The sequence below is a fragment of the Alteromonas sp. 4NH20-0056 genome, from assembly GCF_057539655.1.
The window spans coordinates 145629-165420 of the sequence record NZ_BAAJLS010000008.1 but is presented as its reverse complement, the minus strand read 5'-3'; the positions used below and the strand labels follow the sequence as shown (position 1 = coordinate 165420).

Below are 19792 nucleotides of genomic sequence, written 5' to 3'. Positions count from 1 at the left end.
CTGGTGGCTAACGTGTTGATACATATAGGTTAGGCGCAGTATTAGCGGTGGGTGTCTTACAGAATTTAATGAGTATCCTAGTGTGAATAATAGCCAAAAGTGTGGGTGTCTATGCAATATTAAATGCTACGACACCCTAATTTTTTCGCCAGGTGCTAGTTTTTAGGCAAGGGTGTTGAAAGAATTTCTTGTACAGAAATTGCATTCCCATTTAATGCGCCTGAAGAGTTCGCCGCTTTTACAATAATGGTGTAATAGACATTATTGATACGGGTTTTCTCAACAACATTTTGGCCCGTTCCAGCCATCGGTTGAGCCACTTCCGAGCAGCCAGACATTGTACATTGGCGCTGTGTTTGAAACGGAACAGGTTTTTCAGGTTCAATGTTTACTGAACGTGCAAGCGTTGGCTTTTTCTCTATATCTGTTTTTGTTATCGCAAGATACTGAAACCCCTTCTCCTCAGCTATTTCAGCCGCTCGTCTTAACACATATTGCTGAACATCATCCTCAGGTGTTTTATCTGTCGCTTTAAAAAGTACTTTGTATTCCGTATCGCTTACCATCTCGCTCGAGTACCCATACGCGCCTTCTGAAGACGCTGATCTGTACTTAGTGGGCACCGCGGTAGGGGTCGTAGAACAGGCTGCTAGCAATAAAATGCTGCTAAGAAGTGCACTAGTCATTGTTCTTTTTATCATTTACATACTCCGTTTGTTATCAACCGCCATTAGGCAAGAAATTGCATGAGTGTTGCTCTTGCTATAGAGAGTATAGCTTTATTTTTAGTAGTCTTGGGGTTATCTGTTTTCGTTCCTTTGTACAGACCAACGGCAAACACGGCCGCAATTACTTCGGGCTCTCCCATTAATAATTTGCAACGGGTTTTCGTTTGTTGAAGCGCAATGTCGCTGTTCTTTTTTTGCAGTTTATACAGTTTTTGTTGCTGCTGTGCTTCGGATAGCGCTTTGCCAAGTAGGAGAGTCATAAGTAATCCTTCTTTACCGTTCATTTACCGCGGCATCTATAAATCTTTAATCACATTAATAATTCGCTCAAAACGCGCATATCGACTTGTCTTTTTCACAATGTAAACCGTGAATGTGAGTAGAGTGATATTGATAATTAATAGAATAACGATACTGAAAACAATTGAAATTCCTAGTGAATGCAAACTTAGACCAATTAATGCGTTGATCATTAACCAGCATACTCCAGCTAGTAATACTGCAGCTAATCCAGCGAATAGCGTTGAAAAAATAGAAGTTTTTATTACGTTTATCTCGGCATCAACCACACCTAAAAACGCAGACGTTTGCTGCTTCTTTTGGGAGAAAAGATGTATCAATGAATCTTGAACCTCACTAAACGTGATACGAGGATATTCTTCATCCGTTTTATGGGGAGATGAGTGGCTGTCCACAGGAGAGTCGATTGAAGATTCGATGTTCTGTGCATCGCTAGGGGCATCGCCGGGGTGACTGTCCACAGCGTTTTTGTCCAAAGCGTTTTTGTCTAAAGTACTCTTGGTCGATTGAGATATATCGCTGGAATATAAATTACGCCCTTTCCCGTCAAAGTCTATTTCGTCGGCAAGGGCTTTAGAATACAGCGTATCACGCCCAGGGGGCGTGATACGATATGGATTTTCAAAGCACTCACTAAAGCGTGCACGTCGAAAATCAATTATAGAACGCATAAGATTATTTCTTACGCAGTATTGACGTAATCAACATACCTGCCGCAAACGCAATACCTGCAGTTGCAATTGGATTTTCGATAGCAAACTTACGAACTTGTGAAGCTTCCCATTTTTGTTCTGCTAGACGCTTTCTGGCGGCCAAGCTTTCAGATGAATCACTTGCAGACTGACGAATTTTCTCTTCAGCTTTGCCCGCAGTGTCCGCCAATGAATCAATCGACGAGTGTAATGACGAGGTTAGCTGCTCAGTCACAGGGTGACCAGATTCCGTTGCTCCATTCGTCTTACCTGATTTTTGTGTTGTATTTCTTGTTGCCATGATATTTTCCTTTCTTCGCTTACAATACACTTAAGACGGTGCAAGGCATATACCATGATGGAGTGATTTTTAAGTCACTGATAAATATGTATATAATTTTTATTAAACTATTTGTGTTCTCTATTAATGCAAGTCGAGCCGTCTTTCTTATAGACTTAGTGTAAATATTTCTTGGTGTGCCATCAATGCGAGTACATCAACGTATGACAGTAGCAATATCTTCTTTTGTTACTGGTTTTAGCAACGATGCACTTACCCCTAACGATTCCACAACACCTTTTTCAGGTTCGTATCCGCTCACAATAATAAGTGTTGCAGATTGCTGAATGACAGCAATTTCTTTTGCAAGGTCGTAGCCATGGTAATCGGGAAGCGTGAGGTCTAGTAAAACATAATCAAATTCGACGTTCTGGAGATGTTCCAAAGCTTCTTGACCACTATAGGCTAGATGAACAGTATGCCCTTGGTGTGATAGAAATATTTGAAGTAATTCTGCAGTGTCTTCATCATCCTCAACGACAAGTACTTGACGGCGCGTTGAACGCGACGCTGATACAGTATTTTTATCCGTTGAATCCGACGTGACTATTGAATCAGATGCAGTTAAATAGTGGGCAAGTAATTCAATAAGTTCAGAGCGGTCTAGCGGTTTACCTATCACATTGTCAAACCCATCATCTAGCAAAGAAGACTTCAAGCCTTTCCTACTTGCGGCAGTCATTGCGATGATAGGAATATCGATGCCGTGTTTTCTTATTGCTTTAAGTGCATCGACGCCATTCATCACTGGCATGTGGATGTCCATCAAAACGAGATCGAAAGGACTACCGCTTTTATTCGCCTCTAGCACTGCTTCTAGTGCTTTTACTCCGTTGTCAGCGAAAGCAACATTTGCATGGCTTTGACCGACGATGTGTCCAGTAAGGCGACGTAGTTCATGAATGTCATCAACAATTAATACGCGACCAGATACACTGATATCTCGTCGCTTAACGGGTTGATGTAGTGTTTGCTGAACAAGTGTTTTGATACGTGGTTGGGTGGCAATATTCCCAGGATTGATATAAAAGGTAAACGTACTACCCTTACCAAATACTGAGTCAACGTCTATTGCGCCCCCCAACTTGCTCACTAATTCACGAGATATGGCAAGCCCTAACCCAGCGCCGCCATGGTTGGCCCTCATTACATCTTCTAATTGCTCAAAGGGGGTGAAAATACTGTCAAGCTTATCAGGAGGCATACCGATGCCCGTATCTTTTACACTAAAGACAATTTTCTCATTGGGTATCGTTGCTACCTCGTGTTCCATCTTGACTAAAAGTGTAATAACACCGGTGTCGGTAAATTTGATGGCGTTACTTATTAAATTAATAAGTATCTGACGAAGTCGAGTAGGGTCTGTATAGATACATTCAGGTAAGTTACCCTCTGTGGTTACGACAAGTTCTAACCCCTTATCCTCTGAGGCCAACTTCATAAGAGAATGGATGTCAGCTAAAAAGCCGCCAAGGTTTACTTCATGATGACTAATCTCAATTTTATCAGCCATTATTTTTGACATGTCTAGCAGGTCATTTAGCAAATTTAATAGATGCTTTCCATTACTGTGAATGGTTGATAACTCTTGCTGTAGCTGTGAATTTTTTGGTTCATCAAGCAGCAGTTCTGTGTAGCCTAAAATAGAGGTGAGGGGGGTGCGTAATTCATGCCCTAAGTGGGCAAGAAACTTATCTTTTGCCTTATTCTGCTGCTCTACTTTGTTACGTTCGAGTCGCTCGTTTTCAATCTCCCGCCGGACCATCGCATACCGAATTGTGCGCATGAATCTTGGCGTTTCAATTTCACTTTTCTGTAGATAATCGGCGGCACCAGCTCGCATGACCAGCTCATCTACTTTAGCATCTGACTGCCCCGTTAGAATGACCACGGGTAAATTAAATTGGTTTGATTTAAGCGCATCTAATACGTCAACTGCGTTTTCTGCGCCCAATAGGTAGTCTAAAAGGCAGAGGTCAAAACTGTTGTACTGCAGCGCTTCAATCGCATCAGCGCTGTTGGTTACCCACGTTAACTTAAAGGTGGGTGAATCACATTGCTCAAGGTAGTCTGACGTTAAAAAATAATCGTCTTCGTCATCTTCAATGAGAAGTACCCTAATAACCTCTGCCACTATTTACCCCATTAATCGTGTGGAAGTTCTACGAACTCAATCCAATACTTCCCTAAGGCTCGCATCAACTCTACCAGGCCTTCAAAGTTTACAGGTTTGGTTATATAAGACGCGCAGCCAAGGTCGTAACCACGAAGCATATCTTCTTCTTCTTTCGATGTTGTTAAGATAACAACAGGGATTGCTCGCAGACTTGGATCGTTTTTCAATTCTTGTAGTGCCTCTCGTCCGTCTTTTCGAGGCATATTTAAATCGAGTAAGATAAGACTCGGACGAGGCGCTTTCTCTTGGTCTGTATATTTACCTTCGTTACGAAGAAATTCTAAAAGCTCTACACCATCTTCTACGCAAAAAAGATTGTTTAACACGCGACTTTCTTTTAGCGCGTCGACTGTAAGTAAACGGTCATCCTCATCATCATCTGCCATAAGAATGTTTATAGGTTGGGCTTGTTTACGCGTCATTGTTATCTCCGTAACTTTGTGTTGATCCGAATGGCTCACTGTTTTTAGGTAATAGAAAAGTAAAGCTAGCACCCGCACCCTCGGTGCTGGTCGCAAAAATCGCTCCGTTGTGTCGCTCTACAATACGACGGCATACGGCCAAGCCAATACCCGTACCTTTGTATTCGCTTCTTCCGTGTAAGCGCTGAAAGGGAGCAAAGATTTTTTCGGCAAATGATTGTTCAAAGCCAATCCCATTGTCCTTAATGGTTATCTTTATCCACTCGTAGTCTTCTGCGTTTAACCTATCCTTAAGATCGTCATCACTTGCTTCTTCGCAGGTAACATCAACGACTATCTTCGTATCGTCTTTTTGAAATTTAAGGGCGTTAGAAAGTAAATTTAAAAAAAGTTGTTCAAGCTGAGAGCGGTCGCCTCGTATTTTGGGCAATGCGGGAATGTTAATCGTTGCATTGCGTTCTTCTATGGCGACTTCTAAGTCGCCTAATACATTCTTGGCTACCGTTTCCAAATCCACATCATCAAAATCCTTACCTCGAGTAGACACCCTGGAAAACGACAGCAAATCGGAGATAAGCATAGACATTCTTTCAGCAGCATTTAGCATACGCTTCAAGAAATCCTGACCACGCTCGTCAATTTCATTGTGATAACCAGATTCAAGCCGGTTGCCAAACGCTCGGATTTTTCTCAAGGGTTCTTGAAGGTCATGCGAGGCAACAAATGCAAAATCTTCTAGCTCTCGGTTGCTGCGGGTAAGCTCATCTGAATAGACCTGCAACTCTTTCGTTCTCTCTGCAATTTTATCTTCAAGGTTTTGATTTTGTTTCTCTAAATCAATCTGATGCTTTTCATTTTCTCTAACATTCATTTTCAATAAAACAAAAATGGTTATGATTAGGAACAGCGTTGATGCAGAAGAGATAATCAAGGTGTTCGCTGAGTCTTTTCTTAGCTTCATTAGGTCAGCAAGGTGGGTGCCTTGTAGATCGCGTTCAGAGGAATCGATTTCTTTAAACAGCATCTCGAACTCGTTGTAAAGAAAAAGCCCTCTATCGCTTGAAAGTATTTCGAACGCATCATCTGATTTTTTGTCACGAACAAGTTCAACCACTTCAATCATGCCATTTAATTTTGCTCGTGTTAGCAAAATCAGCGCTTCCATTCTTTCTGACTGAGAAGCAAAGTTAGACGCCAATGCACTGACTTCTACTTCATCGACCAGCGCGCCAAAGTTGTCGAGTGTTTCAGAGTATTCTTCGAGGTACGCCTCGTCTTTTGTAATTAAGAAACCACGTTGCCCAGACTCTGCTCTTAATACCGCAACATGAAGTTGGTTTACCGCGTTAATAACGCGGTTGGTAGTAAAAAGTCGAGATTCCAGCCCTGATAAATCGTCAAGGGTTTTTACCACGTAGAACGAATTTGCAGTGATAACAACAATGATCACCGCCACCATAATTATCCAGCTATACATTGAGGACAGTGCTTTATGTAACATTAATTTATTCCACGTGAGTATTGCTGAATTCAGCGGTTAATTCAGACAATGTTGCACTGCAGTCTTTCGTGCTTGCTATAATTTTATCCAATGATACCAGCGCTTTTTCTGCGGGCACATCACCGTTAAGTGCCATTTTGATAAGCTCTGCTTGCATTGAAATTCTATTTAAAGGTTTTCTTGCATCGTGAACATATTTAGAGAGCTTTTGGAACGCATCTTCATTCATCGGGTTACCTCAATTACTGTTCATCTTTTGATAAATCACCGTATGCATGGAGGCGGTTATAGAGTGTTTTTGTGCTTATTCCTAACATTTCCGCTGCCGTTGTCTTATTGCCGCTAACTTTCTCTAGCGTTGCGTAGATAAGCTCTTTCTCGACATCTTCAATCGTTCTACCTGCTTGTAGTGAAGGCGAAGTGCTTTGCTTTTGTGCAAAAGGAGATTCTATCGTTTTAGGTAACTCAATCGCTGACTTCTCAGGATCACTCATGATTGCAGCGCGATGGACAAAGTGTCGTAATTCACGAACATTGCCCGGCCAATCATATGCTTGAAGGGTATCTAACTGACTATCTTTCCATGTAAACTGAGAACCATTTTCTGCATTAAATTCCTCCATAAACCGTCTCGCAAGCAGCGGTATATCTTCTTTGCGATCGCGAAGCGGGGGAATAGTAATAGGGAAAACGGCTAATCGGAAATAGATGTCTTCTCGCAATACTTTACTTTGCGCTATTTCTTCCATGGTGCGGTTAGTCGCGGACACAACACGACAATTCACGGGCGTTGTTTTTGTTCCGCCTACGCGAATAACAACTTTGTTTTCTAGTACTCTGAGTAAATTAGGCTGCATGTCGATAGACATTTCCGTGATTTCGTCCAGGAATAACGTGCCACCTTCGGCTTGTTCAAAGACCCCTTCTTTTCTACCCACGGCACCGGTAAATGCCCCTTTTTCATGGCCGAAGAGTTCACTGCCGATCAGCTCTTTAGAAAAAGCGCCACAGTTAGTAGCAACATAAGGTCCTTCGCTCTCTGAAGCTCTATGAATAGCAGCGGCAACCACTTCTTTACCTACACCGCTTTCACCTAGCAACATTACATTTGCGCTCGTTCTGCTTACCCGTTCAATCAGCTTGTATAGCTCTTTCATTGGGGCAGATTCACCAATTAATAAACCAAAATGCTGCTTGATTGAATCTTCTTTTTTCGATTTCCCTTGCGGCTTCCCACTTAAAACCTGCTCTAAGTCTTCACGCTGAATAGGCTTCACAAGGTAATCTATGTTAGGACCGCAAAGTCCTTTGATTACGCTTTTGACCGAAGGGTGGCCAGTGATTAAGGTTACGCGGGGGCTTTTAGGTAGAGAATTAAGCTCATCAAAAAGATGTGCTCCACTTCCGTCTGGAAGCATGAAGTCGAGTAAAATATGATCGAACGTTTCTTTCTTTAGCCATTCTCTTGCTTCTTCAAGGCTTGAAGCAGTTAATACTTCGTGTCCCAAAAATTCAATAATAGTGCAGGCCACTTCCGTGAATTCGGCATCGTCATCTACAAGTAAAACTGTTAACACGTATTCTTCCTTTTACAAATTTCCGCTCGTAACGCCATTTTTCGAGCTCTTATACTGGCGAACTGATTTGAGCAATAGACTAAGAGTTTGCAAAAATCGCGCCATATTCCGAGCTTTCGTATATCCACTATTAGATGGCACGCTTCTGGCCCTTCAAAATAACCGAGGCCTGTCTTGTTTTCTAAATTGTAACACGGCAATAGTCAGAACATACCCCGCAAGGGATGAGATTTATGTTTTAAGGATTTAAATAACACATTTTTTATCACTCAAGACCGTCGCGACACCACGGGATACAAGGTGCGAAATGTCGACAGCAAACTTGGAGAAACGAATGGAAGCGGCTACGAATTCAATGACACTTTGTGAACTGTTGGGAAAGATAAAGCCTAAAGAATCGGCTGAAACATGGCGCTTCGGCGATTTCTGGTATGTACTCGAAAAACGGGGCTTCGGCCCTATGTTAGCGATGCCTGCGTTCATTGCGTCCACCCCTATCGGCGCTATTCCCGGCGTTCCAAGCGCTACAGGTGTGACTATTTTACTTATTGCTTTGCAAATATTACTCGGTAGGCGTCATCCGTGGATACCAACTCGTCTCATGAAAGTTGAACTAAGTGCGAAACGCCTACAAACCACTGTGAAAACACTACGTCCCCACGCTGCAAGAATTGACCGTTTTCTTGTTCCAAGTTGGTTTTTATGCGCCATTCTGCTTTTAGAGGCCTCATTGCGCTGCATGCGGCATAGTCATGATACCGCTAGAACTTGTTCCTTTTTTAGGACTACTTCCTGCTTGTGCAGTTTTGATAATGGCGGTTGGAATGGCCACAGACGATGGAGCTGTGGCAATAATCGGGTTGTCAATCGCCACCTCTGGGTTTACGTTGTGTCGGCAGCAGCTTATAGCGTTGTAACGACTATTGACATTCTTCGCTAGTGCATTGTGGTAATAAGCCCTTCGCTTCAGGAAGTTGCATCGACTGAAAACGTAGTTCGCCAATAAAGGTTCGGGCGGCCGGGCCCAAACTGTCTCCGTCAGCAAATGACAGATAAAGCAATGATTTTCGAATTCCACTATTATTATCTAATGAGAGAGGCACAAGTGAACCTTCTTCTAGCTCTTTTCTAATAACCGCAACGGGCAGCCAAGCAAACCCTAGGCCTTGAGAAATAATATCAACCGAAGTGCGTATATGACTGACCGTCCATCGTTGCTCCGCACCCAGCCAGCCGGCTTGTGCTTTTCGTTCTGACGATGAATCTCTAACCACTATCTGTCGGTGAGACTTTAAATCTTCTAATGTTAGTGAGCGACCAAGGCTGTGCAATGGATGTGAAGGATGAGCAACCGCAGCAAATTCAATCTCACACAAATCTTCACTAAACCCATTGGCGTAGATAAAAGGAGAAATTGCGATATCAACGTTACCATTGCTTAGCAATGAATTTGAGCCGTTTAACACCGTTTCTTCAATTTCAATGCGTAACAACGGAAAGGCTTCAGATACTTTAGTAAGTACGTTGTACAACAATTCTGAAGGAAAAATTATATCGACGGCTATTCTTAAAAGGGTTTCTGTACCCGATTGTAAGCTGCTCGCAACGGCTTCCAGCTTTTGCGCTTCTGTTAGTAAAAACGAAGCACGCCGGTACATTAATTCACCTTGTGGGGACAGCTTAACTTTTCGGCCACTATTTTCAAATAACGATACGCCAATTGCATGTTCTAACTTTTGAACGGCGTGATGAATACTGGATTGACTTTTATGGACAACCGCAGCGGCCTGATTAAACCCCCCAGCATCTACGACGGCCTTAAACATGCGCCATTGCTCTAACGTTGACTTAAGCATATATTTCTCTTAACACTGAATGGAGAAGGGGAACCTATCGACATGTTACGTTAATAATTAACAAACTACGCTTGGGTTGGTTAGTTATTTACCGCTTTGTTTATGTCAGGAACAGAGCAGGTAATCACGGTGATATTCTCATACCCCATTGCTAAGAGTTGTTCTGCTGAAAGCTTTGCGCGAACGCCAGATGCACAGTGTATGTAAATAGGTTTTGCTGCATCTTTTACATTCTCTAGCATCTTCATTTCCAACACACCGCGAGGGAAATTTGTCGCTTTTGGTACTGGATTAGCTTGCACTTCGCCAGGCTCTCTTACATCGATCAGTATGCCGTTGTTTTCGCGCATCTCATTATCCGCTTCAACAGCGGGTATGCACCGAATGTTACACGTTATATTTGATAGTCTTGTTGGTATGTCTATAAGCATTATTATTCCTTTCATAGAAATATTAGGTATTTCATATATAATGTTATTTATTCTAATATGTCAAATGAACCTAATTAGGTAGGGTAAGTTAGCGGGTTGTTAGACTTTCGTATATCATAGCGCTACTTTATCGTTAATCAATAATACTAAACGGAATAACAAGCTTTTATGGAATTATCTTCTGAGTTACTTAATGAAGACATGCTTAGTCATGCGACAGAAGCTGAACAGTTTCTTAAACAGTTGGCCAATAAAACGCGGCTTATGGTAATGTGCTCATTGCTTGACCAAGAAAAAAGTGTAAGCCAGTTACTTGAAATTGTTAATGTTTCACAACCTGTCATATCTCAACACTTAGCGTTATTGCGAGAATCAGGTTTAGTGTCAACACGTCGTGATGGGCAAACCATTTATTACAGCCTGGCCGATGAACGCGTGCAACGCACGATAGCGCTGTTGTATGACTTCTTCTGTAAACCTAAAAATTAGAGCAAGAGGGCAGTGCAAATGATGCCCCAATCATCTGCACTTATGCTCAAGGTTAACCGAACAGGCAGCGGTGTTTCATAGATGAGGCATGCTAAAGTAGCATGGCGCATTCGATGTAAGTGGTACACTCCTGCTCGTGTTACAAGTTTAGAATAGCCAATATCATGCCTTGCCCCTCAAACAGCCGTCCCCCGAAACACCAATTATTTTAAGTTCATAAGCGAAGTTGTTTGCGAATTAGGCGCGAGCCACAATGCTTTCAACATATTCTGTGTCGTTGAGCTTATCAATATCAATTTCTGGTTGATTTAATAGATCAGCTTCTGACAACAGTATGTCTACTTTGTGTGCGGCCCAGTCTATGTTAGAAATGTGTGAGGGCAAAATAGTAATTTTTTTACCACCAGGCAGCCAATTATGCGTGTCTAAAATAACCAACGTTATTTTCCACGTTTTAAGGTCGAATACAAAATCGCAAATATGACCTACATTACCACTCGTCGTCGCGACCTCATATCCATTTACTTCACCGCATGCCCTTAGGTGGTTGACGGGGCGTGTTTCCTCCAGTGAAGCATCAGAACTTTGAGTCGGCGGATCAACAAGGTCTCCAGGATGTGCAAAGTCACCCCATGCGCCAGGACCAACCCAGTAATAACCATAACCAAAATATTTAAACAGGGTTTCCTCATAGTCTCGAGACACAGGCTTATGCTCGTCAATAGACGGACTGTTTTTCAACGTCTGGGATGTCATGTCAACGGCTATCACATTTTCATCTGGGTCGATGTGGGTAACAGAAACGGGAGATACCACTACTTTTCGGCTCAGCGGTAACCATGTATTGGTATCGGCAACAATGTAGCGAATGACGAAGCTTTCATCGTCAAACAACATATCTTTAATGCCGCCGACTGTCGTATCCGTGGCTTGGATTGAAAAGTGACGCATTTGCTTGAATGAGATAGTCATCACAGGCCTCCTTTCGCTTGTGTTATGTAGATAAGGTCGTTAGCGCTTAAAATCGCAATGCTTATTCTTAGTTAAGTGTAGTGCAGTTATATAATTTTGAAAGTAGATGAATAAGGTGAAAGGCTATCTAGATAGATATAAATCAACGCGAAATAGGTGGGTTAAAAATAGCAATAACAACGATACGCTGAAGGGTTTAGCGAGGAAAGCACAACCACCCCGGGAGTAACGAAGGTATGGTTGTGCAGCTGCTGGTGTTGCGAAGTAATTATGCTACGTCAAACGCATCGTCTGAGTAGTCGTCGTCATAATCTGATTGATTACTAGCGCTGCTGTGTAGCGTGTAAAAGTGCTTTTTACCTCTTGCCAACCTTACATACTTAGCCCATGCACGAGCAATAGGTGTAGTGCATTCTTGTTGACCTTTGATAAACGCAACAAAATCATGCTCGTCGGCGTTTTCAGGCGACAGTTCACCGCTTTCAAGCGCTAACAAGGTATATCCGTATTGGGAGAGAATATTTGCCTCACTAATACTAAAATCTCCGGACTTTTTGAAGCCGTAAGGGAATTTCTGTCTATCTATAAATGGCTTAGAAGAGGGTCTAATTGCTTCCGTTTTCATGTTTTCACCTAGCTCAGCGTTTGGATTCCTCGCACTTTTAATCTAATTATTGGCGTCGGTGAAACAAAATATTTTTTTCTTATCAATAAAAAAAATTATAACTCAAGACTGTGTTCAGCAAGACCAGGCTGGTCGTGCTTTTACGCCTTATTTATGTAAGAAGCGGAATAGTAATCATAGTTTTCACGGCGTGAAAAATTTTCTATCGCTACGATGAGAATTATTCGTTGTTATTTTTTAAGGTTAATGCCAATACTTAGTTGTGTTTAACTTCACCTACATAAAGTAACAAAGCAATGAGTAAAGATTACCGCCACCAACACGACGACTGGTCTTTTGAAGATGATGGAGCAATGCATCACAATCAAAAAGATAAAACACGAAGTCAAAGTTTTAAGGCAAAATTGAAAAGAGACATTCAAAGAAAAGAGAAGCAAAAGCGCTTATATCAAGAAGCGCATTAGTTCACGCTTTCTTTCTTTAATATGTCATTTGAAATCAACGCTGTTAATAATATAACGGCGTTGTTGTGCTTTTGCTTTTTTTTACCGTATTATCTATACAAATTTACACCTTATACTTGGTTTAGTAAGACGTATGGATATCCGCTTTCTCACAACCTTTATCGAAGTGGCAAAAACACGTCATTTCGGTAAGGCAGCTGAAAACCTTTATTTAACTCAATCTGCTGTTAGCGCGCGCATAAAGCTTTTAGAAGAATATTTTCATACCACCTTATTTATTCGACAGCGAAATAGTATTCAGCTTACTCAGTCTGGCGAGAAGTTGCTCCCTTACGCGAAACAGCTTTGTGAAACCTTAAATGATGCAAAGCAGGAACTGCAAATTCAGTCCTCTGAATACGTGGTATGTGGTGCAACACAGCTTGCTAGTGAATTGATCCTTCCTGACGTGCTAAGCCATTTACATAGCACTTTCCCTGATTGGTCCGTAAAAGCAGAGGCCTTATCATTAGATGGTTTATCCCGGCAGCTACACGAACGCGTGCTTGATATCGCGTTCTCTACAGAGCCGCTAAAGTCTGAAGATGTGGTTAGTTCGGTATTAATAGAAAGCCCCCTTGCACTCTATGTAGTGGGCGAGGCAAGTGAAGAGGTAATGCCTAGCGAGTTTGTGGCCATTGATTGGGGCGCGAAAGCTCGTGAATGGTTACTTACGCATTATCCACAGTTACGTGATGCAAAGTTAAGTACCAATAGCTTAGCGTTAGCGGTTGATAACCTCACTAAGGATGGAGGTGTGGCGTTACTACCAACGTTTATTGAGCATTCGGCTACAGATACAAGTGGGTGGAAAAAAGTTGAACAACTTGAAGATATCACTATGAAAGTATACTTGCACAGCATGAAGCAGGTGAGAAGAGTAGGCTTAAGCGCTATAATAGAAAGCGTATCAAGTATCAATCCCATCAATAATTGAGAGACGTTATGTCAACAAATCCTTTGCTAGAAAAAAACGCCTTCGACAGGTTAGAAGCATCACTGCGCAAAATTAAAGAGAATAGCGAGCTATTTATCTTAAAAGATGAACACGGCTGCGTGATGTTGACCACCGATGAAGAGGATGGGATCCCAGTATGGCCTGATGCAGAGCTTGCGCTTCTTTGGGCAACAGATGAATGGTCACAATGTGAAGCAATGCGTTTATCGGTAGATGACTTTTTAAGTAAGTGGGCGCCCGGTATGTCACAAGATGATTTAATGGTAATGGTTTGTCCGGTACCGGGAGAGGAAGGGGAAGTTATTGAACCAGGTGATTTTGCCCAGCAAATAGGGTGATCTTAAACGTCGTATAGTGCGTTTTTAATAGTACTAAACCGTGCGTGATTTGCTGTCCTTGATGCGCCCACTCGGGCGTATTTTCGTTTAACAGTAATACCGCGTCAAAGGGCAGCTATACGCTGAACACGGCACTTCAACAGTGTTTATTCCGTTCTTTGTTTAAAATAGTCTTCGTTAGGAGTAATACCTTGGGTGAGCCGAGTAGTGATGATCTGTGGTTTCTTCCATTAGGAGGAACTGGCGAAATCGGCATGAATTTAAATCTCTACGGTCATGATGGTAAATGGCTGATGGTTGATTGCGGCGTTTCATTTGATGAGCCTTTACAGCCGCCCTATAAAACGTCTTCACAAAACTCGCACTCAGCACAAAAGCATCGCGTTGTTGCAGCTGACCCCACATTTATTTCTCAACGGAAAGAAGCATTAAGTGCCATTATTATCACGCACGCACATGAAGATCATGTCGGTGCCATTCCCTATCTTTGGCAGCGTTTTCAATGTCCTATTTATGCTACGTCTTTTACTGCTGAAATCCTTCGTAGAAAGCTTGCGCAAACGAAGTTGGCAAACAAAGTACCTATTATCGAGATTGAGCCGGATACCACACATCAGTTTGGCCCATTTACCGTATCTTGGTTATCCGTTACCCATTCACTTCCTGAGCCTTTTGCACTTAAAATTAGTACGTCCGTGGGAAGCGTGCTGCATACTGCTGACTGGAAGGTTGATGCTAACCCTATAACGGGGAAGCCTTTTGATGTAAACCGCTTCAAAGCGCTATCGAAAGAGAATATTCTTGCATTAGTCGGCGATTCAACTAATGCCACCAAACCCGGCTTCTCAATTTCTGAACGAAATTGTTACGACGGATTACTAAGCACCGTTCGTTCACAGAAAGGCAAAGTGGTGGTGACGTGTTTTGGAAGTAATGTTGCGCGTCTTATTTCTTTGGCTCGTGTGGCGCAAAAGTTGGGGCGATACATGGCACTGTATGGGCGTTCTTTACTAAACATGTACGGAGTAGCAAAACAACAAGGCATATGGCCAGACGACCTTACCGTCATTGATGCACATCATATAGGGTATTTGCCGTCTAACGAAGTACTCGCGGTGGCAACGGGCAGTCAAGGTGAGCGTAATACAGCGCTGGCAAGACTGGCCGACGATACACACCCACTTTTGCAATTAGACAAAGGAGATACCGTAGTCTATTCCGCGATGGTCATTCCAGGAAATGAAGATAACGTGGCGCGTGTTAATGCTAAGTTGGCCGCTCGAAAAATAAATGTCATTATGAGCGAAACTCACGATTTGCCTATTCATGCTAGCGGGCATCCTTGCGAGGAAGAACTTAAATTAATGTATCATTGGGTAAAACCTAAAATTGCTATCCCCGTTCATGGAGAGCCCAAACACATTAGTGCGCATGCAAATGTGGCAAAAGCATGCGGTGTAAAGATAACGTATGAAGGGCTTAACGGTGATTTGTACCGCTTAGCACCACAACCAAGTGTAAGGCGGCAAGTTGTTGATACGGGGAGAATTCCTGTTCTGCAAGACTAATCTTTTTGGTACTAAATGTATTACCCTCCTCGGAGCAGTTTTACACTGCATTTTTATGACACGTTCTGATACAATTCACACATAATAATAATTTCGTCGAGCTGTTATGCGCCTTTCCCTCATCCTACTTTGGATGCTTCTTCTGGTTTGCTTCTCAAGCAATGCGTCTCCTCGCCTTACTAACCCTGTCTTTCAATCGCTTTCAACTAAGAATGGTCTACCCCAAGATATCGTTAATGACATTTGTATTGCAAATGATGGATTTATTTGGATTGCAACGGAAGGGGGGCTGGCAAGATGGGATGGTGTAAGAGCAAAGCAAATTAGCGGGCCGGACAATATTTTTTTTGACACCGCTATTTATAAAATTACCCTTGAGGGTAACGACGCCGTTTGGATAAGCACGTACTCAAATGGTATCTATCGGTTAGATCTTGCAACACAGGACGTCAAACTTGCTATTGATATGCCTTTCTCAAACTATAGCGACTGGTCTCAAAACGCGGAAAGTTTCTTTTGGCAGAGTGAGCATGAGTTAGTTATCGCCCTTCCTGAAGTGGTGTTGCTCTATGACACCGAAACGAAAAAAACAACGGAATTAGCTGCACTTAGCGAAGAGCTTATCGAACAAACACATTTGATCCGCTTCGCGATGATAGTTGATGATATTTTAATTATGGCCACGACGGACGGTGTTTTTACGGTAGACACAACATCACAAAAGCGTGAGTTAAAACGTTTAGATTACTTGGCCGGCGTGCCCAAAGACGATGACAATAATAACGCCAAATTTCTTACTTTAGATAAAAAGGACAGGTTGTGGATAGCAACCGTAAATGGGGTATTTAAAACGTCCAAAGCGCACTTTTTAGCGCATATTCATGACGAAGCTCAACCGTCTTTTGAAAGGGTTATTTCCGGTAAAAACGTATGGACGATGAGGGACGCAGGTGAAGATAGTTTTTGGCTGGGCACGAACCGCGGCCTCGCCTTACTGCAAAAAAAAGATGAGACGTGGATTTTTGAACACATTTTAGAGCCACACAACGGTCGTACCGAATTATCAGACAAAAGAATTAAGGCGTTGCAGGTCGATAACGCTGGCAACTTGTGGCTAAGCTCTGTTTACGGTGGAGCGTTGCATTTTGGTGTAAAAAGTGCCGATATTTTTTCTATTCAAAATAGTCGGTATAACGAAGAACGCGCGTTGAGCGATGGCGTGGTGTGGGCGCTTGCGCAGACTGAACCCGATACGTTATGGATAGGTACTGAGAACGGGCTTAATCGATACAATTTCACCACTGACAAAACCGACCAATACCTCACCAAAGAAAGCAGTGATATTACCGAAGGTGAAGCGCTCATTCAGCGTGTTGTTCCAGCACCCGAAGGCAAACTGTTTTTGCAGACCTATATGGGGATCAGATTATTCGATCCCGAAGACGAAACCTTATCAATTCCTCTCCTTGTAGATGCCACGCAAAAAGATATTTTCGATGTATGGAGCTCTAGTATTGTTGGCGATAAAGAAGGTGACCTGTATTTTATCGGCAATGAGTTTTATCGATACCGCGTGGCGACGCAAACGATAGAGACGTTAGCGCTTGATAAAGAAATATTCGATGTAGGCTTTTCAATTGGCTTTTTGGGAGAATCACCTTACCACGATAATCGGATGTTTTTAGCTATGGGAGGCGGCCTGTGGCTAGTCGACCTGAATACGTTTGACCACGAATTGGTCTATCGATTTTCAGAGTCGCAACGAAGTACCGATCGCTCAATAGGTTCTTGGGTCATTGACGATCTTGGGGTGCTCTGGCTAGCCTATAGCGGTTACGGATTGATAGGTGTTGATGCCGATACCTTTGAACCGCTGTATAACCTTAATGACTCTAATCTACTCATGAGCAACATTGTGTACGGGCTAGAAAAAGATGGAAACGGGGATATCTGGTTTAGCTCTCACAATGGTCTTCATCGTTATTCTCCGCTCTCGGGGCAAGTAAAAAACTTTATTTATGGGCGTGAATTATCGGTCTCAGAGTTTAATCAAGATGCAGCATTAAAACTGCATGATGGATCTTTCGCATATGGAGCCACGACCGGGGTCGTTATTTTTGACCCAGTGACGTTGGCGAAATCATTTCGAACAGAAGCGTCAGATGTAAACCAAACAGCCATTACTGAGGTGTCAGTAGATAGTCGATTACTGCCACAACCATTAACGAATCTGAATGGAAAAACCGTTTACTTAAATCATGATGACTACGGCCTAACGGTGTATTTTTCTGCCCTTGCAATGAACAGTGTTGGCAATGTCAAATACCATTACACACTCACCCGTGATAGCGATATTGTGAGTGAGGGAGTCACCACTGATAATAAACTAACGATTGCCAGTTTGAGCCCCGGTACGTATGAATTTTCAGTGGGGCCGACGCCTGGCAGTTTTGAAAATGCAATTTTACCGGCATCACTCACAGTCGATATGCCATATGCTCCTTGGCGGTCTCCATTGGCTTACGGCATATATATCTTGCTTATTGCCTCTGCGCTGCTTGCATTTTTCCTCTCTAGACAGCGTCAATTACTTCGCCTACAAAGTGCGCAGCGAGAAGTCGCATTATTTAGTGATGCATTTAAACAAACACGCGATTGGGTCATTATATTTGATAGCAAGCAAGAACCTGTTGCCGCTAATCCTGCTTTTGAAAAAGTATTTGGATTTAATCAAAAAGAGCGGTTGTCAAAACAGTTGAGTCGCCTTTACATGCGCTATCCCTTTTTAAATCGCCAGTTGTCGGGCAAGTTGAAAGAATTAAAGCCTGGAGAGTTTTGGAAAGATGAGGCCGTCGTTGAGGGGCGTGACGGCAACAATTACGACGTATTAATCGACGTAACGGCGGCCAGCGATGGCGCCGGTGGGGTAGAGCATTACCTTATTGTTATTTCAGATATAACAGAGCAAAAAAATGCTGAGAAGAAACTATTAAAGATAGCTAACTACGATAGCTTAACCGGCTTGGTTAATCGAAGTTTGTTACTTGATAGACTAGAGCATGCCATTGGCCATGCCCGACAGCACCACAACAAGGTTGCTGTGATGTTTATCGATTTGGACCGGTTTAAAGGGATAAACGATTCGTTAGGTCATGATTACGGAGACAAGTTGCTTCGCGTTGTCGCTAACCGTATGAGGAACCTTGTAGCAGACGCGGGTACCGTGGCGCGTTTGGGTGGCGATGAATTCGTCATTGTTATTGAAGATGTAGAAAATCCGGAATCGCTTACCTCATTTGTTGGGCGCCTTATAGAGTCAGTAGAAACCCCCATAGCGCTTGCCGATGAAGTACTTAGGGTGTCGTGCAGTATCGGTGTTGCCTACTACCCTGATGATGCCGCTGAGCCTGCAGAGTTGATAAAGCAAGCTGACGTAGCAATGTACACAGCCAAGAAAGATACCCTCAATGGGTTTGCGTTTTTCACGCAAGACATGAACGAGCGAGCGAGACAGCAACTTAACATAGAGAATGTTGTTAAACGCGCCTATTTAGAATCGTGTTTTTTTAATCATTACCAGCCAATAGTGAATGCATCAATGGGTAAAACGGTAGGCGTGGAATTGCTTCTTCGGGGGAAATTGGACGGTAAGCCTCTTTATCCTGATGCGTTCATTCCCGTTCTCGAGCAGCTCCGTCACATTATTGATGTAACTCGCTTGGCTATGCGGCGAGCAGCGGAAGATCTATCAGTTTGGTACGAACAAGGATTTACGGGGTTTGTATCTATCAATCTATCGGCATTACACTTTAAAACCGAGTTTGACCTTGAAGGCGTGCTAGCACTTTTAAATGAATTCAACTTACCAAAAGAAGCCTTTCGTTTTGAGATAACAGAAGGCGTATTGATGGACGATAGTGACAACGCGCTTCGGCAAATTAACCGTTTTGTAGACGCTGGATTTATTCTTGCGTTAGACGACTTCGGTACCGGCTATTCGTCAATGAGTTATTTAAAGCGTTATCCACTTTCAGTGCTTAAAATTGATAAAAGCTTTGTACACGATATGGCACCTGGGAACGCGAATGAAGCCTTGGTGAGTACTACAATTACATTAGCAACAAGTTTAAAAATGCAAAGTGTTGCGGAAGGGGTGGAAACGCAAGAACAGGCCACAAGCTTGTTAAGTAGAGGATGCGAGTATCATCAAGGATATTTTTACTCTCGACCTGTTACGAGTAAAAATGTATTACCTTTATTGCTTAAAAAATGGTAGGCAATCATAGTTTTATAAAGAAAATGTACGTTCTTTGAAC

At 42.7% G+C, this 19792-nt stretch carries 20 protein-coding genes; 7 read left to right on the top strand and 13 right to left on the bottom strand.

From position 1 onward, the window contains the following. Window positions 1-155: 155 nt before the first annotated feature. The 9 genes from AC27EZ_RS14340 to AC27EZ_RS14300 form a co-directional block, all read right to left on the bottom strand. Window positions 156-701: a CC0125/CC1285 family lipoprotein gene (locus tag AC27EZ_RS14340; RefSeq protein WP_487135971.1), complete on the bottom strand. Its 546-nt coding sequence runs from the start codon at window positions 699-701 to the stop codon at window positions 156-158. Window positions 702-730: 29 nt separating this feature from the next. Next, the gene (locus AC27EZ_RS14335) at window positions 731-988 is read right to left on the bottom strand and encodes a hypothetical protein (protein WP_487135970.1); all 258 of its coding nucleotides are present in this window, start codon (window positions 986-988) and stop codon (window positions 731-733) included. Between the two features lie 36 nt (window positions 989-1024). Continuing rightward, window positions 1025-1699, bottom strand: coding sequence for a hypothetical protein (locus AC27EZ_RS14330; protein ID WP_487135969.1), 675 nt, complete (start codon window positions 1697-1699; stop codon window positions 1025-1027). 4 nt (window positions 1700-1703) lie between these two features. Then, window positions 1704-2021, bottom strand: coding sequence for a DUF883 domain-containing protein (locus AC27EZ_RS14325; protein ID WP_487135968.1), 318 nt, complete (start codon window positions 2019-2021; stop codon window positions 1704-1706). A 196-nt stretch (window positions 2022-2217) separates the two neighbouring features. Next, window positions 2218-4194 (bottom strand): response regulator, encoded by a 1977-nt coding sequence (locus AC27EZ_RS14320; RefSeq protein ID WP_487135967.1) that lies wholly within the window; start codon window positions 4192-4194, stop codon window positions 2218-2220. 11 nt (window positions 4195-4205) lie between these two features. Beyond that, on the bottom strand, window positions 4206-4658 hold the full coding sequence (locus AC27EZ_RS14315; RefSeq protein WP_487135966.1) for a response regulator: 453 nt from the start codon (window positions 4656-4658) through the stop codon (window positions 4206-4208). Next, a complete protein-coding gene (locus AC27EZ_RS14310) occupies window positions 4648-6159 on the bottom strand; it encodes a sensor histidine kinase (RefSeq protein ID WP_487135965.1) in 1512 nt (503 codons plus the stop codon). Before AC27EZ_RS14310 ends, AC27EZ_RS14315 begins: the two co-directional genes overlap by 11 nt. A 4-nt stretch (window positions 6160-6163) precedes the next feature. After that, window positions 6164-6388 carry a hypothetical protein gene (locus AC27EZ_RS14305; protein WP_487135964.1) on the bottom strand — a complete coding sequence of 75 codons (225 nt, stop codon included), beginning with the start codon at window positions 6386-6388 and terminating at the stop codon, window positions 6164-6166. A gap of 13 nt (window positions 6389-6401) precedes the next feature. After that, on the bottom strand, window positions 6402-7736 hold the full coding sequence (locus AC27EZ_RS14300; RefSeq protein WP_487135963.1) for a sigma-54-dependent transcriptional regulator: 1335 nt from the start codon (window positions 7734-7736) through the stop codon (window positions 6402-6404). Between the two features lie 307 nt (window positions 7737-8043). Here AC27EZ_RS14300 and AC27EZ_RS14295 point away from each other — a divergent pair, with 307 nt between their 5' ends. After that, on the top strand, window positions 8044-8676 hold the full coding sequence (locus tag AC27EZ_RS14295) for an exopolysaccharide biosynthesis protein (protein ID WP_487135962.1): 633 nt from the start codon (window positions 8044-8046) through the stop codon (window positions 8674-8676). Here the strand turns inward: AC27EZ_RS14295 and AC27EZ_RS14290 are convergent. After that, window positions 8657-9592 (bottom strand): LysR family transcriptional regulator, encoded by a 936-nt coding sequence (locus tag AC27EZ_RS14290; protein ID WP_487135961.1) that lies wholly within the window; start codon window positions 9590-9592, stop codon window positions 8657-8659. The genes AC27EZ_RS14295 and AC27EZ_RS14290 overlap by 20 nt on opposite strands. 80 nt (window positions 9593-9672) lie before the next feature. Continuing rightward, window positions 9673-10023: a rhodanese-like domain-containing protein gene (locus AC27EZ_RS14285; RefSeq protein ID WP_487135960.1), complete on the bottom strand. Its 351-nt coding sequence runs from the start codon at window positions 10021-10023 to the stop codon at window positions 9673-9675. A 168-nt stretch (window positions 10024-10191) separates the two neighbouring features. Between AC27EZ_RS14285 and AC27EZ_RS14280 the strand changes: the two genes are divergently transcribed. Further along, the gene (locus tag AC27EZ_RS14280) at window positions 10192-10512 is read left to right on the top strand and encodes an ArsR/SmtB family transcription factor (protein WP_487135959.1); all 321 of its coding nucleotides are present in this window, start codon (window positions 10192-10194) and stop codon (window positions 10510-10512) included. A gap of 237 nt (window positions 10513-10749) precedes the next feature. On the opposite strand, the gene AC27EZ_RS14275 is transcribed toward AC27EZ_RS14280, so the two are convergent. Together AC27EZ_RS14275 and AC27EZ_RS14270 are read right to left on the bottom strand one after the other, a co-directional pair. After that, a complete protein-coding gene (locus AC27EZ_RS14275) occupies window positions 10750-11484 on the bottom strand; it encodes a PRC-barrel domain-containing protein (protein ID WP_487135958.1) in 735 nt (244 codons plus the stop codon). A 268-nt stretch (window positions 11485-11752) separates the two neighbouring features. Then, the gene (locus AC27EZ_RS14270) at window positions 11753-12109 is read right to left on the bottom strand and encodes a MaoP family protein (protein ID WP_487135957.1); all 357 of its coding nucleotides are present in this window, start codon (window positions 12107-12109) and stop codon (window positions 11753-11755) included. 296 nt (window positions 12110-12405) lie between these two features. Between AC27EZ_RS14270 and AC27EZ_RS14265 the strand changes: the two genes are divergently transcribed. The 5 genes from AC27EZ_RS14265 (at window position 12406) to AC27EZ_RS14245 (ending at window position 19752) form a co-directional block, all read left to right on the top strand. Next, window positions 12406-12573, top strand: a complete 168-nt coding sequence (locus tag AC27EZ_RS14265; RefSeq protein WP_487135956.1) for a hypothetical protein — start codon at window positions 12406-12408, stop codon at window positions 12571-12573. A 133-nt stretch (window positions 12574-12706) separates the two neighbouring features. Beyond that, on the top strand, window positions 12707-13549 hold the full coding sequence (locus AC27EZ_RS14260; protein ID WP_487135955.1) for a LysR family transcriptional regulator: 843 nt from the start codon (window positions 12707-12709) through the stop codon (window positions 13547-13549). Between the two features lie 8 nt (window positions 13550-13557). Continuing rightward, complete coding sequence (locus tag AC27EZ_RS14255) at window positions 13558-13908, top strand: DUF2750 domain-containing protein (protein WP_487135954.1); 351 nt, start codon at window positions 13558-13560, stop codon at window positions 13906-13908. Window positions 13909-14099: 191 nt separating this feature from the next. Continuing rightward, window positions 14100-15476, top strand: a complete 1377-nt coding sequence (locus AC27EZ_RS14250; protein ID WP_487135953.1) for a ribonuclease J — start codon at window positions 14100-14102, stop codon at window positions 15474-15476. A gap of 106 nt (window positions 15477-15582) precedes the next feature. Next, window positions 15583-19752, top strand: coding sequence for an EAL domain-containing protein (locus AC27EZ_RS14245; protein WP_487135952.1), 4170 nt, complete (start codon window positions 15583-15585; stop codon window positions 19750-19752). Window positions 19753-19792 lie beyond the last annotated feature (40 nt).

Coding starts and splice junctions, on each gene's coding strand:
- AC27EZ_RS14340 (WP_487135971.1), bottom strand. CDS start 701: ATGATAAAAAGAACAATGACTAGTGCACTTCTTAGCAGCATTTTATTG.
- AC27EZ_RS14335 (WP_487135970.1), bottom strand. CDS start 988: ATGACTCTCCTACTTGGCAAAGCGCTATCCGAAGCACAGCAGCAACAA.
- AC27EZ_RS14330 (WP_487135969.1), bottom strand. CDS start 1,699: ATGCGTTCTATAATTGATTTTCGACGTGCACGCTTTAGTGAGTGCTTT.
- AC27EZ_RS14325 (WP_487135968.1), bottom strand. CDS start 2,021: ATGGCAACAAGAAATACAACACAAAAATCAGGTAAGACGAATGGAGCA.
- AC27EZ_RS14315 (WP_487135966.1), bottom strand. CDS start 4,658: ATGACGCGTAAACAAGCCCAACCTATAAACATTCTTATGGCAGATGAT.
- AC27EZ_RS14310 (WP_487135965.1), bottom strand. CDS start 6,159: ATGTTACATAAAGCACTGTCCTCAATGTATAGCTGGATAATTATGGTG.
- AC27EZ_RS14305 (WP_487135964.1), bottom strand. CDS start 6,388: ATGAATGAAGATGCGTTCCAAAAGCTCTCTAAATATGTTCACGATGCA.
- AC27EZ_RS14295 (WP_487135962.1), top strand. CDS start 8,044: ATGTCGACAGCAAACTTGGAGAAACGAATGGAAGCGGCTACGAATTCA.
- AC27EZ_RS14290 (WP_487135961.1), bottom strand. CDS start 9,592: ATGCTTAAGTCAACGTTAGAGCAATGGCGCATGTTTAAGGCCGTCGTA.
- AC27EZ_RS14285 (WP_487135960.1), bottom strand. CDS start 10,023: ATGCTTATAGACATACCAACAAGACTATCAAATATAACGTGTAACATT.
- AC27EZ_RS14280 (WP_487135959.1), top strand. CDS start 10,192: ATGGAATTATCTTCTGAGTTACTTAATGAAGACATGCTTAGTCATGCG.
- AC27EZ_RS14275 (WP_487135958.1), bottom strand. CDS start 11,484: ATGACTATCTCATTCAAGCAAATGCGTCACTTTTCAATCCAAGCCACG.
- AC27EZ_RS14270 (WP_487135957.1), bottom strand. CDS start 12,109: ATGAAAACGGAAGCAATTAGACCCTCTTCTAAGCCATTTATAGATAGA.
- AC27EZ_RS14265 (WP_487135956.1), top strand. CDS start 12,406: ATGAGTAAAGATTACCGCCACCAACACGACGACTGGTCTTTTGAAGAT.
- AC27EZ_RS14260 (WP_487135955.1), top strand. CDS start 12,707: ATGGATATCCGCTTTCTCACAACCTTTATCGAAGTGGCAAAAACACGT.
- AC27EZ_RS14255 (WP_487135954.1), top strand. CDS start 13,558: ATGTCAACAAATCCTTTGCTAGAAAAAAACGCCTTCGACAGGTTAGAA.
- AC27EZ_RS14245 (WP_487135952.1), top strand. CDS start 15,583: ATGCGCCTTTCCCTCATCCTACTTTGGATGCTTCTTCTGGTTTGCTTC.